Source organism: Clostridium sp. K13 (assembly GCF_019734195.1).
In the GTDB taxonomy this organism is placed as follows: domain Bacteria; phylum Bacillota; class Clostridia; order Clostridiales; family Clostridiaceae; genus Clostridium.
Window position 1 is genome coordinate 1 of record NZ_JAASHM010000056.1, and the last position, 16,589, is coordinate 16,589.

The 16,589-nt window shown below is 26.2% G+C and carries 17 protein-coding genes; 16 read left to right on the plus strand and 1 reads right to left on the minus strand.

Annotated elements, in window-relative coordinates; translation table 11 throughout:
• Positions 1–197: 197 nt before the first annotated feature.
• Positions 198–1,052: an AAA family ATPase gene (locus HCG76_RS17835; protein ID WP_221701616.1), complete on the plus strand. Its 855-nt coding sequence runs from the start codon at positions 198–200 to the stop codon at positions 1,050–1,052.
• A 319-nt stretch (positions 1,053–1,371) separates the two neighbouring features.
• Here HCG76_RS17835 and HCG76_RS17840 read toward each other — a convergent pair whose 3' ends face one another.
• Entirely contained in the window at positions 1,372–1,914 is a 543-nt protein-coding gene (locus tag HCG76_RS17840; RefSeq protein WP_221701614.1) for a DUF6143 family protein, read from the minus strand.
• A gap of 269 nt (positions 1,915–2,183) precedes the next feature.
• Between HCG76_RS17840 and HCG76_RS17845 the strand changes: the two genes are divergently transcribed.
• From HCG76_RS17845 to HCG76_RS17915, 15 genes are all read left to right on the plus strand, one after another.
• On the plus strand, positions 2,184–2,333 hold the full coding sequence (locus HCG76_RS17845) for a hypothetical protein (RefSeq protein WP_221701613.1): 150 nt from the start codon (positions 2,184–2,186) through the stop codon (positions 2,331–2,333).
• 125 nt (positions 2,334–2,458) lie between these two features.
• Positions 2,459–4,045: an HlyD family efflux transporter periplasmic adaptor subunit gene (locus tag HCG76_RS17850; protein WP_221701612.1), complete on the plus strand. Its 1,587-nt coding sequence runs from the start codon at positions 2,459–2,461 to the stop codon at positions 4,043–4,045.
• Positions 4,026–4,742, plus strand: coding sequence for an ABC transporter ATP-binding protein (locus tag HCG76_RS17855; RefSeq protein WP_370778325.1), 717 nt, complete (start codon positions 4,026–4,028; stop codon positions 4,740–4,742). Before HCG76_RS17850 ends, HCG76_RS17855 begins: the two co-directional genes overlap by 20 nt.
• A complete protein-coding gene (locus HCG76_RS17860) occupies positions 4,742–6,037 on the plus strand; it encodes an ABC transporter permease (protein ID WP_221701611.1) in 1,296 nt (431 codons plus the stop codon). The genes HCG76_RS17855 and HCG76_RS17860 overlap by 1 nt, the downstream gene beginning before the upstream one ends.
• Positions 6,038–6,056: 19 nt before the next feature.
• A complete protein-coding gene (locus HCG76_RS17865; RefSeq protein ID WP_221701610.1) occupies positions 6,057–6,752 on the plus strand; it encodes a response regulator transcription factor in 696 nt (231 codons plus the stop codon).
• Positions 6,739–8,361: a sensor histidine kinase gene (locus tag HCG76_RS17870; protein ID WP_221701609.1), complete on the plus strand. Its 1,623-nt coding sequence runs from the start codon at positions 6,739–6,741 to the stop codon at positions 8,359–8,361. Before HCG76_RS17865 ends, HCG76_RS17870 begins: the two co-directional genes overlap by 14 nt.
• Before the next feature lie 376 nt (positions 8,362–8,737).
• Positions 8,738–10,126 carry a dihydropyrimidinase gene (gene hydA / locus HCG76_RS17875; RefSeq protein ID WP_221701608.1) on the plus strand — a complete coding sequence of 463 codons (1,389 nt, stop codon included), beginning with the start codon at positions 8,738–8,740 and terminating at the stop codon, positions 10,124–10,126.
• A 186-nt stretch (positions 10,127–10,312) separates the two neighbouring features.
• Positions 10,313–10,483, plus strand: a complete 171-nt coding sequence (locus HCG76_RS17880; RefSeq protein ID WP_221701607.1) for a transposase-like zinc-binding domain-containing protein — start codon at positions 10,313–10,315, stop codon at positions 10,481–10,483.
• Complete coding sequence (locus tag HCG76_RS17885; RefSeq protein ID WP_221701606.1) at positions 10,446–10,733, plus strand: hypothetical protein; 288 nt, start codon at positions 10,446–10,448, stop codon at positions 10,731–10,733. Before HCG76_RS17880 ends, HCG76_RS17885 begins: the two co-directional genes overlap by 38 nt.
• 481 nt (positions 10,734–11,214) lie before the next feature.
• Positions 11,215–12,411 (plus strand): MFS transporter, encoded by a 1,197-nt coding sequence (locus HCG76_RS17890; protein WP_221701605.1) that lies wholly within the window; start codon positions 11,215–11,217, stop codon positions 12,409–12,411.
• A 215-nt stretch (positions 12,412–12,626) separates the two neighbouring features.
• Complete coding sequence (locus HCG76_RS17895) at positions 12,627–12,956, plus strand: hypothetical protein (protein ID WP_221701604.1); 330 nt, start codon at positions 12,627–12,629, stop codon at positions 12,954–12,956.
• Between the two features lie 76 nt (positions 12,957–13,032).
• Positions 13,033–13,710 carry a hypothetical protein gene (locus tag HCG76_RS17900; protein WP_221701603.1) on the plus strand — a complete coding sequence of 226 codons (678 nt, stop codon included), beginning with the start codon at positions 13,033–13,035 and terminating at the stop codon, positions 13,708–13,710.
• Between the two features lie 55 nt (positions 13,711–13,765).
• The gene (locus HCG76_RS17905) at positions 13,766–14,479 is read left to right on the plus strand and encodes an SDR family oxidoreductase (RefSeq protein ID WP_221701602.1); all 714 of its coding nucleotides are present in this window, start codon (positions 13,766–13,768) and stop codon (positions 14,477–14,479) included.
• Positions 14,480–14,619: 140 nt separating this feature from the next.
• Positions 14,620–14,760 carry a hypothetical protein gene (locus HCG76_RS17910; protein WP_221701601.1) on the plus strand — a complete coding sequence of 47 codons (141 nt, stop codon included), beginning with the start codon at positions 14,620–14,622 and terminating at the stop codon, positions 14,758–14,760.
• A 118-nt stretch (positions 14,761–14,878) separates the two neighbouring features.
• Positions 14,879–16,501 (plus strand): Na/Pi cotransporter family protein, encoded by a 1,623-nt coding sequence (locus HCG76_RS17915; RefSeq protein WP_221701600.1) that lies wholly within the window; start codon positions 14,879–14,881, stop codon positions 16,499–16,501.
• The last annotated feature ends 88 nt before the right edge of the window (positions 16,502–16,589 follow it).

The following is a 16,589-nucleotide window of genomic DNA, read 5'->3' on the forward strand; positions in this document are numbered from 1 at the left end:
ATATTTCAACGATATTTTTTAATTTTTATTAAAAATTAGCCATAGGCTATTTTTTCATACGAAACTTTACACTATCAAATATAAATATATAGTTTAATTTTAACATTTAATAATAAATAGTACTAATATTTAAATTTATTACAAAAAAGAGTAAAATTAAATTGTTAAAAATTATTTTGAAAGGTATTAATGGAATAATGATATATTTAGATAGCTTTAAATTTGTAAATGAAAATAGAGAATATGATTTTATATTAGATGAAAAGAGAACTTGTTATGATTCATTTTACCCATTTAAGATTCTTTCTAAAAATCAATTTGAAAGAGTTGACTTTGATAGAATTACTATTTTATATGGAGGGAATGGTTCAGGAAAATCAACAGCATTAAATATAATAGCAGAAAAGATAAAAGTACATAGGGATTCTATATATAATAAATCTAATTTTTATTCAAGGTATGTAGATATGTGTGAAGTAAATATTGAAAATGATATCCCAGAAAAAAGTAGAATTATAACAAGTGATGATGTGTTTGATTATATGTTAAATATTCGAAATATTAATGAAGGAATTGATAATAAGAGGGAGAAACTTTTTGAAGAGTATTTAGATAACAAATATAATAGGTTTCAAATGCAATCAATAGATGATTATGATAAGTTAAGAAAGGTAAATGAATCTAGAAGTAAAACACAATCTAAATATGTACGTCATAATTTAATGGATAATGTAAGAGAATATTCTAATGGTGAAAATGCATTTAGATATTTTATTTCAAAAATTGAGGAGAGTGGATTATATATATTAGATGAGCCTGAAAATAGTCTTTCACCAAAGCGTCAAATAGAATTAGTTAAATTTATTGAAGAACATGCAAGGTATTTAGGATGCCAATTTATTATAGCAACTCATTCCCCTTTTATACTTTCTTTAAAAGGTGCTAAAATATATGATTTAGATGAAAATCCAGTTGACATAAAGAGGTGGACTGATCTTGACAATGTACGTCAATATTATAATTTTTTTAAGAATCATGAAAATGAGTTTTAAAGTTTCACCATAGGAAATGGATGTAGCACCTAACTTAACAGTAAAAGAAAATTTAGAAACTATAGCAAGACGTGAACTTTGGAAAATCATAATATGTATTTAATAAAAAGATGAAAAGTTATTATATTCTGTAATATCTCTATGGATTTTTTCCTGTTGAAATTGTAGTGACATAGTTATTAATATTACCCATGAAAAACCTCTAAATATTAATTATTGATATATATATGTTTATTAAAATGAAAGTGTTATTATAAATATTATAGTATTGCTAATATTTATAATATTAGCAATACCTAATTTTTAGTATAATTAAATATTAGCAATCATTATTATTAGAAACTCTTTCTTCCCACCAGCCAAATGCAAATCTTATATTATCAATTATAATAGGTGAAAATCCACCAATATATACACTAAGAGATTGATCTTGACCAAGTATTATTTGGCCACCATCAACAACTAGAGTTGAGTTTGGAGATACTATTCTACTAAATATTGAAACACCATCACATGGAGGTTTTGAAGCAGGATTTAAATATTTAATTTGACCTTTAGGATTTGGTTCAGGGTAAATACTTGTATTAGCACAGCTAACTAAATTGCTAATTTTACCTTTATTAGATAATGACCTTAAATAAAATTCAGCTGATAAATTATTATCTGAAATATTTGTTATAGTAATAGCATTTACATAAATATTTCTATTTGAATTAGATGGATTGTATAACATAGCTATAGCATGTTCATTTTCACCAGTTAAAACAGGTGTTTGACCAATGAAATATTTTCCTTTTCCAGATTGATATAATTGATAATCTATTGATACATCAAAAGAAGTTTTTTTATTACAATATGACATTAAAATCACCTACATTTTAAATTATAAGATATTACTTCTTATACATTATGTTATTCATAAAAGTTATATAATGATACAAATATATTATCTAAATTATGTTATTGATATATAAGAGTGAATTGAGTTTGATAAAATTTTGTAATAATGAATTAAATTTTAGAATTAACTTCTGTATAAAATACATTATAAAATATATTTATAAATTACTTATAATTTTTGTGAGGGGAGATTATGAGATTGAAAATAAATAATAAAAAGATAAATATTTTATGAGAGAGAAAAATGTGCCAATATATCAATTAACTAATAAAGATGAATTTAAAATTGTTTTTGATAGTGATTTTGAAGGCGTAATAAGAAAATGTAAGGAACTTAGAGAAAATAAAGAGGGTACATGGATAAATAACGAAATAAATTAAGCTATAATTGAATTTAGGAACCCTTCTATTTTTGTTTCATATTAAGGTTATATTAAGAATTTAGAAATAATATTTTTATTTTAATACTCTACAATTATCATATAAAACTTGAAAGGATGTAGGGTATGAAAAGGTTTGATATAAAAAAGTCAATATTAAAGAATAAGAAGGCAGTAGTTATAGTAGTTATTTCAGCATTTGTTATAGGTGGTGGAGTAATATTTGTTAAAGGGAAAATTGTAGGAAATAAACAAGAGATAGCATTTGAAGATTTTCAAGAAACTGTTCAGCTTGAAAAGGGTGATCTTAATGAATCAATAATAGTAAGTGGAAATGTGAAAAGTGGAGAGGTATCTAATGTATCATCAACTATTACGGCTAAGGTTAAAGCTGTAAATGTTAAAGTTGGTGATATAGTTAAAGTGGGGGATGTAATTTGTATTTTAGATGATAGTGATATTGTTAAAGAAATTGAAAATAAGAAGAAAGCTATAAGTGAAGAAAAACAAGTATTACAAGAAAATTATAATAAGCTTTTAAGCCAATTAAATACATTAAAAAGTACACAATCACAAAATAATCAAAATTTAAGCAAGGCAATTGAATTAGCGAAAAGTAATTTAGATAAATTAAATTTAGAGTTAAGTAATTCTGAAGCTACTTTAAATAATATAAAAAATACATATAATGGTGTTATTGATAATTTGAAAAGTAAGCAAAATGAGTTTAATAATGCTCAAAATAATAAAAAGAGATATTATGAAGAGTGGATAAGAAGTGGCGGAAATAGTGAGTCAGAAGAATATAAAAATTATATAGAATCTAGTAATGAGTTAGAAAAAAAGAAAGAAGAATTAGAAGAAGCTAAAGGAATTTATGATTTTGATAATATAACTAGCAAATATAATGAAGCTTTATCTATATATAATGAAAAAGTTGCATCAAGAGATAATGCAAAAAGTCAATATGATGAAGCTATATCAAATAGAAATACTTCATTAAATGGTGATAAAACAGAATTGGAATCATTACAAGCAAGTGCAAATGAGGCATACAAACAAATACAAAAACTTGATAATAATGAAGAATTAAAAGAGCTTCAAGAAAAATTAAATAGTACAGTATTGAAAGCAGAGACTAGTGGTAAAATTACAGAACTAAAAGTTAATGTAGGAAGTATGACTGAAGGGGCAGTTGCAACAATTCAATCTACTGATAATCTTATTTTATCAATAAATATACCTGAATACGATATTCAAAAAGTTGCAACAGGAATGAGAGCTATAATTACTAGTGATACATTAAAAGATAAGGTAGAAGGAGAGCTTGTAAGAATATCTCCAGTAGCTAATAGTGGTGATAGTGGAAGTGGGTTTTCAGCTGAAATAGTTATAGAAAATGGACAAGGTATGTTTATTGGAACAAATGCTAAGGCGGAAATTATTATTTCTGGTAAAAAGAATGTTATTTTAGCACCAATTGATTCTGTAAAGGATATTGATGGAAATGCTTCATTATTTATAAAAGAAGCAGATGGTAGTTTTAAAGAAGTACCGGTAACGATTGGAGCAAAAAATGATTATTACGTTGAGGTAAGTGGAAGTCAAATAAGAGAAGGTATGGAAATTAAGGCTATAGTAGAAAATGGTGAATCTAATGATACTATGGTCATAGATGAGGGGGGAAATATTGATGAAGGAAGTTATGAGTAAAAAGCCCCTTATTCAAATGGAAAATATTATTAAAAAATATTATATAGGTGAACCTAATGAACTAGAGATACTTCATGGAATTGATTTAAAAATATATGAAGGTGAATTTGTTGCTATAGTAGGTGAATCAGGTTCAGGAAAATCTACTTTGATGAATATTATTGGCGTTTTAGATAAGCCAACAAATGGACAGTATTACTTAGATGGAATTAATGTTCAAAAGGCTTCGGAAAAGGAGATGAATAATATAAGAAATCAAAAAATAGGATTTGTTTTTCAAAACTTTAATTTAATAGGAAGAACTTCGGCTCTTAAAAATGTTGAATTACCAATGCTTTATGCTGGAATATCTAATAAAAAGCGTACAGAGAGGGCTATGGAGCTCCTTGAAAAAGTAGGGATGGATAAAAGATGTCACCATCAACCTAATGAACTTTCAGGTGGACAAAAGCAAAGGGTAGCAATTGCCAGAAGTCTTGCAAATGATCCAGCAATAATTTTAGCAGATGAGCCAACAGGAGCATTAGATAGTGAAACAAGCCGTATTGTTATGGATATTTTTCATGATTTAAATAAAAAACAAAATAAGACTATAATTCTTATAACACATAGTAAGGAATTAGCAGCAGAATGCCCTCGAGTAATAACAATAAAAGATGGAGAGGTTATAGATGACAGAAGAGGGGGCGTACTTTAGTGGGATTATTTGAAAATATTAAGCTATCTATAAGTAGTTTGCTAGCAAATAAATTACGTTCGATTTTAACAATGCTGGGAATAATAATTGGGATAGCTTCAGTAATAACAATTGTTACAATAGGTGATTCTTTAGCTAGTTCTATAACAGATGAAATGTCTGGGTTTGGTGCTAGAAATATAAGTTTATATTTAGAACAAAAAGGCAATTATCAATTCAATGAAAATGGTGAATATGTATTAAATTTTGATAATGAAGCCTCTAATTATGTTGAGCCAACAGAAAAGGATTATATTACTGATGATATGATAAATGATTATGAAAAAACATTAGGAGATCAAATAGCTGGAGTATCTATTTCAGAAAATGTAGGTAATAATAAGCTTACTAATGTTAAAAATAAAGCCAATATTGATATATATGGAGTAAATAGTGGTTACTTTAAAGTGGAGAACATTAATATAATTGCAGGGAGAACAATTTCAGGTAAAGATATAAGTGATATCAGAAAGCTAGCTGTAGTTAGTGATGTATTTGTAGAAGATTATTTTGGTGGCGAATACTCATCTGAAGATGTTTTAGGTAAGAGCTTTGAAATTACAGTAGGAAAAAATATGGTTAGAGTATATATATGTGGTGTTTATGAATTTGATAGAAGCAAAGCACTAGGAGTAGGATCTAGTAAAGAAAAAACAACTACAAGTGTATATGTTCCAATTTCAGTTGCAAAAAATAATAATAGTGGATATAGTTCTTTAACAATTCTTCCTAGTAATAATGCTAACGTAGAAGATGTTTTAAGCAAAACTAATGAGTTTTTTGCCAATAAATATAAGAAAAATAAAAATATAGTTCCTATGGGATATAGTATGGAATCTATGATGAAGTCAACAAATAAGATGATAAATAGTGTAAAATTAGCTATAAGTGCAGTTGCTGCAATTTCACTTTTAGTTGGTGGAATTGGTGTTATGAATATAATGATGGTTTCAATAACTGAAAGAACTAAAGAAATAGGAGTTCGTAAAGCATTAGGTGCTGGTAGAGGAGTAATTTTGATTCAATTTATTGTAGAGGCTATAATTATATGTATAATTGGTGGTATTATAGGAATTATAGTAGGAATTGCTTTAGGTGCAACAGGAGCAAGTATCATGGGATATAATGTTAAACCTAATATAGGTGCAATATTAGGTGCAGTTGGATTTTGTATGGCTATTGGAGTATTCTTTGGATATTATCCTGCAAGCAAGGCTGCTAAATTAAATCCTATTGATGCGTTAAGATATGAATAATGTATGAGGAGAAAATAATATGGATAATAAAATTTTAATTGCTGAAGATGATGAGGATATTATTGGTTTATTAAAATTATATTTAGAAAAGGATGGATATGAATTAATTTTAGCAAATGATGGTGAAGAAGCTTTTGCTAAGGTTTTACAAAATGATATTTCATTGGCTATTTTAGATATAATGATGCCTAAAATGAATGGATATGAGCTTACTAAAAAATTAAGAGAGGTAACTCAAATACCAATTTTAATTCTTTCTGCTAAGAATCAAGATAGTGAAAAGATTCTAGGACTTGATTTAGGAGCTGATGATTATTTAACTAAGCCTTTTAATCCTCTAGAGGTTCTTGCAAGAGTAAGATCCCTTTTAAGAAGAAGTTATGAATTTAAGGCGGAAAATGTTGAAAATGATAATATTATAACTCTTGGAGAAATTACGTTAGATGATAATGCTAGAATCATAAGAAAAAATGGAGAAGAAATACAATTTACAGCAACAGAATATAAAATAGTAGCTTTATTAATGAAAAAACCAGGAAGAGTTTTTACTAAAGCACAAATATACGAATGTATAAATGGGGAATATTATCAAAGTGATGATAACTCTCTAATGGTTCATATTTATAGAATTAGGGAAAAAATAGAGTCAGATTCTAAAAATCCTATTTATGTGAAGACTGTTAGGGGGTTAGGTTACAAGTTTGAAAAAATGTAAAAGGAAACAAGGTGGAATATTTTTATTATTAATAAAATATTATGTGATTTTTACTGTTATAGTAATGATTTGTGGAATAATTATAAGTTCAGTATCTAACTTAATATTAGAAAAAACATATACATTTTCATTAGGTTTAAGTGATAAAGAGAAGGTAATACTTAATGAGGAAATTTTTAACAAATTAAATATAAAAAAAATTGCTGGTATTGATGGAGTAATTGAAATATTAGATGAAAATAATAATATTATATTTAATTCTAATAAAAATCATAATAAAGATAGCTATACAGAAAGGGAATTAGATTTTATACCTAATTATGATTCTTATAATAATGATATAAGTATATATGAATTTGTAAATGAAAATAATGAAGAGTATAAATTGTTAATATCAAATAAATATACTTTCGATGAGTATGGAGATGCTTATTATGATAAACAAAATAGTTGGTTTAAAATATTAGATAGCAATTTAAATGTGTTTTATGATTCAACTGGAAATAGTAATGAGAGTTCTAGATATACAGAAAAAGAACTAGGTTATCTAACCCAAAATTATCCTAGTGATTATACATTGAGTAAGTATACTTATACAAATAATGAAGGAAAAAATAGAATTGCTATTATAAAAGAAAAAAATATTGATTATAATATTTTTTATAAGAAAATTGATAAATTAATGAATTTTTCACTTTTATCATTTTTACTAGCTTGTATCATATGTATTATTGTTTTTGGAATACTTTTAAAAAAGAAAGTTCAAGCACCATTAAATAAGTTAAATGGTGCGATGCATCTTTTATCAGAAGGGAAAAATAATGAACCTTTAAGCTATTCTGGACCTAAGGAATTCGTTGATATTTGTAATAGTTTTAATGTTATGGTTAATAAACTGGAAAGTAGTGAATTAGAAAGAAATAAGTTAATAAAAGATAAGCATAGTATGTTAGCTGATATTTCACATGATTTAAAGACTCCTATTACTACAATTCAAGGATATGCTAAGGCTCTAGCAGATGGAGTAATATCAGAAGAGGAATATAAAAAATATTTTAATATTATATACTCTAAATCAAAGAAGTTAACAGAGCTTATTAATATTTTCTATGAATATAGTAAACTAGAGCATCCTGATTTTAAATTGGTATTTGAAACTGTAGATTTATCAGAATATTTAAGAGCGTATGTTGCTTCTAAATATGAAGAGATTTTGGATAATGGATTTAATATAGAGGTTGATATTCCTGAAAAACTGTTAGAATTTAAGCTTGATAAAGTACAATTTCAAAGGGTTTTAGATAATATTTTAGGAAATAGTATGAAGCATAATCCTCCAGGAACTGAAATTTATGTTGAATTAAAGGAAGTAAATAATAATTACAAAATTATTATTGCAGATAACGGTACTGGAATACCAAAGGAAATTAGAGATAATATATTTTCAGCATTTATAGTTGGAGATGAATCAAGAAATACAAAACAGGGGTCAGGATTAGGACTTGCAATAACTAAGACTGTAGTAGAGATGCATGGGGGCAGTATTAAGCTAAAGTCTTCTAGTGATAGTAAATATGTAACTGTTTTTGAGATAAACTTAATTAAATAGAATTATAATATCAAATTACTAGATATGGTGTATTTAAATAATAAGTTTTAACTTTAATTATTAAAAGAAAAAATTATCATTATGATAAATAAATAATGGTTAAACTTAGGAGTAATAAGTAAATACAAGGTATAAGAGAGTTATCAAAATGAGAAAAAGAGTTATCATTTTGATAACTCTTTAGTTTTTATAGGGTTTTTGAATAGTTTTAAGCTAGAAATATATGATTTTTTACTTATTTAAGTTAAAAAATATGGCATGAAAATTGCTAGTATATATATGATGGTATTAATTAATATGATGTATTTTAGAATTTATCTTATATTTTTAAAATAGTAAATATAAAGGGGTAAATGCTGAAAATGGGGTGAGTTTTATGAATAAGTTAATTAAAAATGGAACAATAGTAACAGAATTAGGTAAGTTTAATGGAGATATATTAATAAAGGATGGAAAAATATCAACAATAGGAAATAATATTAATGAGGTAGGAGCTGAAATTATCAATGCTTCAGGATGTTATGTTATGCCAGGTGGAATTGATGTTCACACTCATTTTGATCTTCAGGCAGGGGCTCATAGAGCTGTTGATAATTATTATACTGGAAGTATAGCAGCCGCATGTGGAGGAACAACTACTATTGTTGATCATATTGCATTTGGTCCTAAGGAGTGTAATTTACATCATCAAGTTAATGAGTATTATAAATTATCAGAAGGAAAAAGTGTTATAGATTATAGTTTCCATGGGGTAATTCAGCATGTTAATGATAGTATTCTTAAAGAGATGGAAGAGCTTTTTAATGATGGAATTACAAGTATGAAAATTTATATGACATATGATGGTAAATTAGATGATTCAGGTATATATGATGTTTTAAAAAAGGCTAAGGAATTAGGTATGATAATTGCTGTACATGCTGAAAATGATGGGGTTATTAATAATTTAAGAGAAAAATATTCTAAAGAAGGTTTATTGACTCCAGAATATCATGGAAAGAGCAGACCGCAAGAGTGTGAGGCTGAAGCAATTAATAGAATATCATATATAGCAGATATCTTAGAAGGTGCTCCTTTATATATTGTACATTTATCAAGTGAAACAGGATTAAAGGAATGTCTAAAAATAGATGAAAGAAAGCAAAAGAATGTTTTTGTTGAAACTTGTACTCAATACTTATTGTTAACTGACGAAAAGTATAAGGATGATATCGAAGGTTTAAAATATACTATGTCGCCACCTCTTAGAAAGGAAAAAGATTGTGAAGCTTTATGGGAAGGAATTAATAATGGAACTATTGATGTAGTTGCTACTGATCATTGTCCATTTAATTTTAAGACAAAACTGGAGTTTGGAAAAGATAGTTTTACAACATGTCCTATGGGATTTCCAGGAGTTGAAGAAAGAATGATTTTAATGTTTTCTGAAGGGGTTATGAAGAATAAGATTTCTATTGAAAAATTTGTAGAAGTTATGTCTACTAAACCAGCTAAAATATATGGACTTTATCCTGAAAAGGGAGCAATTATGCCTAATAGTGATGCAGATATTATTATAATTAATCCAAATAAAAAGTGGAGAATGAGTGTTGATAATATGCATAGTAGCGTAGATTATTGTGGTTATGAAGGTAAAGAGGTAAATGGTGAAATTCAACTTGTAATTCAAAGGGGAGAAGTATTATATACTAATGGAAGTTTTGTTGGTAAGAAGGGAAATGGTAAGTTTATTAAAAGGCATAAGAGTAGCTTAATAGAAAATTAATATATAAGTAATATAACTACAGCTGTTAAATATAGCTGTAGTTTTTTATATAAAAAATACTATAATTTATATAATATTTTTAGGGTGTTTAAATAAATATTATAATGAGATAACTATTAAAAGAATTTGTTATAATGTACTGTTTAAAACTTTTTATACTTGTTAATAATCACAAGTGGTGATGATATGATTAATTTTTATAAAACGTTAATTGATAGTAGTTCTAAAGAAAAAATAAGAAATAATTCTGAAATTGAAATATTGCAAAAGAATAATGTAAGTAAGTGTCCTTATTGTAAGAGTAAAGAAATTATTAAATATGGAATGTACAAAAGTAATCAAAGATTTAAGTTTTAATGAGATAAATAAAGTTAAAATTAGAAAGTGTGATGAAATAAATATTGATATAAGATATTCAATTAATACTCAGAAATGGCTTTCTAAATTTAGAGGTATTGCAACTAAATATTTAGATCATTATTTAAGTTGGCGATTATTTGATTACAAAAACAATATTCTGCAAAATGAAGTTAATGATGATTTGTTAAGTGAAATAAGTACATATATATCTTGGAATAAAATTAAATCAAAACAGTTATTAGTATAATAAATAGAGTAGAAAAATTTCTGAAATTATTTAAATAATATAAAAATAAGTATATTTTTATGTAAGCTATTATCATAAAATTTGAGATAGCTTATTTATTATATTTAAATATACGTATAAAGAATTTTCTTTTAAAATTATGCAAGGGTGTATGATAAATTCTAAGGGATTTTAAAAGTAGGTTGTGTGAGTATATACATCTGTTATATTAAATTATTGTTATCAACAATTTAGTATAACAGATGTATATAATGTGTAATTATATAGTTTATATAATACTTTGAAAAACTAAGAAAATATAGTTAATATTTTAAATACTATTTAGATTAAATATTATAATATCTATAATTTAATATACTTATAAGATTATATAGTAAATTTTGGTGATATTGTGCTATAAAATGGATAAAAAGTTCAATAAACTTATGAAAAAGTGTTATATAATACAATTTGTGAATAAATAAAAGGGGAGGACTATAAGATGAAGTTTAACTATAAGCATACTATGTATGCATGTTTTACTGGGTATATTGTTCAAGCAATTATTAATAATTTTGTTCCATTATTATTTCTGACTTTTCAATCATCGTATAATATACCAATATCGAAAATAACATTTTTAGTAACATTTAATTTTGGATTACAATTAGTAATTGATTTTTTATCGGCAGGCTTTATTGATAAAATTGGATATAAGTGGTCTGCAGTAATAGCTCATATTTTTTCAGCTTTAGGGCTTATATCATTAACAATATTGCCAGAGTGTTTTAGTGATCCATTTATAGGATTAATGATATCTGTTATGATTTATGCTGTTGGTGGTGGTTTAATAGAAGTACTTATAAGTCCAATAGTAGAAGCATGTCCAACAGATAATAAGGAAAGTGCAATGAGTTTACTTCATTCATTTTATTGTTGGGGGCATGTAGGCGTAGTTTTATTATCAACTATATTTTTCGCCATATTTGGAATAAGAAATTGGAAATACTTATCGTTATTGTGGGCTATTATACCAATGATTAATACCATTTTCTTTATTAAAGTACCTGTTTCTCATTTAAATGAAGATGGACAAAGAGGATTAACAATTAAAGAATTATTATCTAAGAATTTATTTTGGATTATGATAATTTTAATGGTGTGTGCTGGAGCAAGTGAGCAAGCTGTAAGTCAATGGGCATCTACGTTTGCAGAAAAGGGACTTGGCGTTAGTAAAACTATTGGAGATTTAGCTGGACCAATGCTTTTTGCCATAATGATGGGATTATCAAGATTATTGTATGGTAAGTTTAGTGAAAAGATAAATCTTCAAAAAACGATGATTTATAGTGGAGTTCTTTGTTTAGCAAGTTACTTAATTATTTCATTATCACCTTGGCCAATATTAGGTTTTATTGTGTGTAGTATAGCAGGGTTTTCTGTAGGAATATTATGGCCGGGAACCTTTAGTATGTCTGCCTCTGAAATAAGGGGAGGAGGAACGGTTATGTTTGCCTTTTTAGCATTAGCAGGAGATTTAGGATGTTCAGCTGGACCAACAGTTGTAGGAAGAATTTCAGGTATGTTTAATGATAATCTTAAGATTGGAATTTTAGTTGCAAGCATATTTCCCATTTTACTTATTATAGGAATTATTGTTAATAAATATATTCAAAAAAATCAATATTGTAAGCTTTAAAGTTTATAAAGAAATATCTCATTGTTACAAGTATATTTTCATATGTGTAATGATGAGATATTTTAATTTGCTTCCTGTTATACTAAATTGTTGTTAGAAACAATTTAGTATAACAGAAGTATATATGTGAAAATACTTTATATACAAAGTAATAAAAATAAAATTGGGAACATTTATGATAAAGAAATTGTCCAATAGGTATAAGGGGGAGTAGTATGAAAAAGATATATATATTATTTATTATAAGTATAGTACAATTAGTTGGGGGTAATAATACATCAAATAAATATATTAGGGAAAATGCATATAATTATCTAGATTATAGAACCAAATCTGCCATAATTAATTGGGAATCTGCAGATGTACAGAAGATTAAATTTGAAGAAGAATACTTTATAGCAAATGAGGAAAATACTCCTGTTAATATTCAAAATAAGGAAACATATATAGTTACATTTACAACTAATGATGATATTCTTGGACCTATTATTGTTTACATAGATCAAGATGATAGCAGTGTTTTAGGGATAGATTATAGAGAATAGTAACTTTTATGTAGAAAGATAATTTCTAGAAGGTATTTTGTAAATATGATAACTTTAAAGAAAAAGGTGGTAAATTATGAAAAACAAAAGAAACATAATAATATCAATAATAATACTAATTACTATTATTTTAGGGGCTATAGTATTATATATATATGGTAAAGATAAGGATATACCTAATGAAAATTTAACAAATGAAATTATTAATGAAAAATTAGAAGAAGGAACCATAGGTTTTTTAAATTCCATTTCAGGAATTAAAGCTGAAAATATGGAAATAATAAATCAACCTGTAATTGGAGTTAAGGGAAAGGTTATTGTACCGGAAGTATCAATAATTAATGGTATAAAGTATTACTTAAAGAGTACAAAAAATGATAAAATGAGTAATCTTGAAGTAGATATTCAAAATAATAGTATTGACTTATATGTAAACTATGCTGTAAATGATAGTTTTAATACACCAATTAAGGTTAATATTACTCCAAGTCTCAATGAAAATAAGGATTTAGTAATTAATATTGGAGAAGTAAAAGTTCTTGATTTAAAATTAGCTAATTTTCTTGTTAATTTAGCTTTAAAAACTTTTGTTAAAGACTGGTTTAATGATAGCAATATGAAGGTAGATTATGAGAAAAGTAAAGTAATTATTTATAAGGAAAATTTTGAAGGGATAGATATAGATTCTATTTTAGTTAATAATGATGATATAACTTTAGGTATTATTATAGATGCAAGGAAGATATTAAATTAAAAATAAAATTAATAAAGAACAAATAATTATAAGTATATTTAAGGTGGGGATATGTATGCAAAAGGTTTGTGTAATTACTGGAGGAACAGGTGGAATAGGGTATCACTTATCACTTGGATTTAATGAAAAAGGGTATAAAGTATATGCTTTAGATATAAAGTGTCATGAGGAATTACCAAAAGAAATATCATTTATAAGAGTAGATTTAAGAAATAGTAATGAAATTAAAGAAGCTTTTAGGCAAATAAGAGCAGAAAGTCAATTTGCACATGTATTAATTAATAATGGAGCTATTTCACATTTTAATAAATCTATAAATAATATTACAATAGATGAATTCAATGATGTAATAAGCGTTAATCTAAGTGGAAGCTTTATTTGCGCTAAGGAATTTATTGAAGTGAATAAAGGTCAAAGTTATGGAAGAATAATTAATATTGCATCAACTAGATGGAATCAAAATGAAGCAAATTGGGAAGCTTATGGAGCATCAAAAGGTGGAATAATATCACTTACAAATTCACTAGCAATATCTTTAAGTGAAACTCCTATAACAGTAAATGCAATAAGCCCAGGATGGATACAGGTTAAAAATTATGAAGAATTAACTGAATTAGATCATAAGCAACATCCATCGAGAAGAGTTGGAAAGCCAAAGGATATATTAAATGCATGCCTTTTTTTAGCAAGTGAAGATAATGATTTTATTAATGGCCATAACCTTGTTGTTGATGGTGGAATGACGAAAAAAATGATTTATGAAGAATAAAATTTAATTGTATATCTTAAGTAAAAGTTTAGTATAAATAAAAGAATAGGATTTTAGTATTATAAGGTGGGGAAGATGAGAAATCTCATAATTTATGAAAGTAAATATGGTACTACAAAAGAAAGTTCAGAAATATTAGTATGAATACAATTAAAAAGTTAGATATAATACTAAATGTTTTTAAGGTTTCAGTTGAAAAATTTGAAGTATTAAATACTGAATTTAAAAGATATAATGGTGATGTTAAGCAAATTTTAAATATCATATCAGATAATAAGTAGAGGATTCCAATGTGAATCCTTTTTTCTATAAATTCAATTAAGTATTATTTTATTATATGTATAAATTAGTCTTCTAAAAAGGAGAATAATAATAGTAAGTTTTTTAGGAGGGGTATTTTTGCATATATTAATAAGTCTTATAGGAGGTTTAGGTCTATTTCTTTATGGGATAAGCGTAATGGGAGAAGGCCTTCAAAAATCAACAGGTCCTAAATTAGAAAAAGCTATTGGGCTTTTAACAAGTAGTACAATAATGGGAGTATTAGTAGGAACGGTAGTTACAGGAATTATTCAAAGTAGTGGAGCAACAACAGTAATGGTTGTTGGATTTGTTAATGCTGGTATAATGAGTCTTTATCAAGCAATAGGAGTAATAATGGGTGCTAATATAGGAACAACTGTTACAGCACAGTTAGTTTCTTTTGATGTGAGTATATTATCATCTATAGCCCTTGGAATTGGTATAGTACTATATATGATAGGTTCAAAATCTAAACCTATGCTTAAAAATATTTCTGAAATATTAATTGGATTTGCAATACTATTTATAGGTATGCGATTTATGAAAGAAGCGGTTGCACCACTATCAGAATATCCAATTGTAAAAAGTATTCTAGCTAAAATTTCAACAGAGCCATTTATAGCATTAATTGCTGGATTTTTAATGACAACTATATTACAAAGTTCAAGTGCTTCTATGGGAATATTAATAGCATTATCATCCCAAGGGTTAATGCCACTATCTGGAGCATTACCAATACTATATGGAGATAATATTGGTAGTTGTACAACTTCACTTTTATCAAGTGTAGGTGCAAATAAAAATGCTAAAAGAGCTGCTACAATGCACTTGTGTTTCAATATAATAGGTACAATTTTATTTATGATTATTTTAAATAAACCTATAACTTGGATAGTACAATATTTAAATCCAAATGATTCTGCTAGACAAATAGCAAATTCACATACTTTGTTTAACATAGTAAATGTTATTCTTTTACTTCCATTTTCTAAATTTATAGTTAAGCTAGCTATGTTAATAATACCTGATAAAGACGATGAAGAAAAAGAAAGCACTACTATTATTAAATATTTAGATGATAGAATGTTAGAAACACCTGCTATAGCCTATGGAAATATAATTAGGGAATCTCTTAGAATGGGAAAAAAAGCGAAAGATGGCTTTACAAGTGCAACTAATGCTTTAATAAATAAGTCTCAAAAGCAGATAAATGAAACATTCGAAAAAGAAAAAGTAATAAATGAACAACAAAAAAGAATTATAGATTATTTAATTAAGCTATCAAATAGATCATTAGACGATAATATGAGAAAATCTTTAGATTTATTATTTCATACTATAAATGATATAGAAAGAATAGGAGATTTGTCGGAAAATATAGCAGAATTGGCTGAAAATGCTATAAAGAATAATGTTAAATTTTCTGAAAGAGCTTTAGATGAAATAAAGGAAATTTATAATAAAACATTAGAATCATATGATTTATCACTTGAAGCAATGAAACAAAATGATATGAGTATTGCAAATAATGCTATAGAATTAGAAGAAGATGTAGATGAGTTAGATAAAGCTTATAGAAATGAACATATGAAGAGATTAAATCAACATCTTTGCAGTATAGATTCTGGAATAATATACTTAGATTTATTAACTAATATTGAAAGAATTTCAGATCATTCAGCAAGTATTGCTAAGAGAGTAATAATGGTTAATAAATAAAATAGATTATTAAAAAGGGGCTGTATCAAAATAACTTTTGATACTAGCCGAATAAGAAAGGGAGGATTCGAATTCGAATCCTCCCTTT

What these genes read in the sequence shown, in the direction of transcription:
- HCG76_RS17835 (WP_221701616.1), top strand. Translation starts at nt 198, where the DNA reads ATGATATATTTAGATAGCTTTAAATTTGTAAATGAAAATAGAGAATAT.
- HCG76_RS17840 (WP_221701614.1), bottom strand. Translation starts at nt 1,914, where the DNA reads ATGTCATATTGTAATAAAAAAACTTCTTTTGATGTATCAATAGATTAT.
- HCG76_RS17845 (WP_221701613.1), top strand. Translation starts at nt 2,184, where the DNA reads ATGAGAGAGAAAAATGTGCCAATATATCAATTAACTAATAAAGATGAA.
- HCG76_RS17850 (WP_221701612.1), top strand. Translation starts at nt 2,459, where the DNA reads ATGAAAAGGTTTGATATAAAAAAGTCAATATTAAAGAATAAGAAGGCA.
- HCG76_RS17855 (WP_370778325.1), top strand. Translation starts at nt 4,026, where the DNA reads ATGAAGGAAGTTATGAGTAAAAAGCCCCTTATTCAAATGGAAAATATT.
- HCG76_RS17865 (WP_221701610.1), top strand. Translation starts at nt 6,057, where the DNA reads ATGGATAATAAAATTTTAATTGCTGAAGATGATGAGGATATTATTGGT.
- hydA (WP_221701608.1), top strand. Translation starts at nt 8,738, where the DNA reads ATGAATAAGTTAATTAAAAATGGAACAATAGTAACAGAATTAGGTAAG.
- HCG76_RS17880 (WP_221701607.1), top strand. Translation starts at nt 10,313, where the DNA reads ATGATTAATTTTTATAAAACGTTAATTGATAGTAGTTCTAAAGAAAAA.
- HCG76_RS17885 (WP_221701606.1), top strand. Translation starts at nt 10,446, where the DNA reads ATGGAATGTACAAAAGTAATCAAAGATTTAAGTTTTAATGAGATAAAT.
- HCG76_RS17890 (WP_221701605.1), top strand. Translation starts at nt 11,215, where the DNA reads ATGAAGTTTAACTATAAGCATACTATGTATGCATGTTTTACTGGGTAT.
- HCG76_RS17895 (WP_221701604.1), top strand. Translation starts at nt 12,627, where the DNA reads ATGAAAAAGATATATATATTATTTATTATAAGTATAGTACAATTAGTT.
- HCG76_RS17900 (WP_221701603.1), top strand. Translation starts at nt 13,033, where the DNA reads ATGAAAAACAAAAGAAACATAATAATATCAATAATAATACTAATTACT.
- HCG76_RS17905 (WP_221701602.1), top strand. Translation starts at nt 13,766, where the DNA reads ATGCAAAAGGTTTGTGTAATTACTGGAGGAACAGGTGGAATAGGGTAT.
- HCG76_RS17910 (WP_221701601.1), top strand. Translation starts at nt 14,620, where the DNA reads ATGAATACAATTAAAAAGTTAGATATAATACTAAATGTTTTTAAGGTT.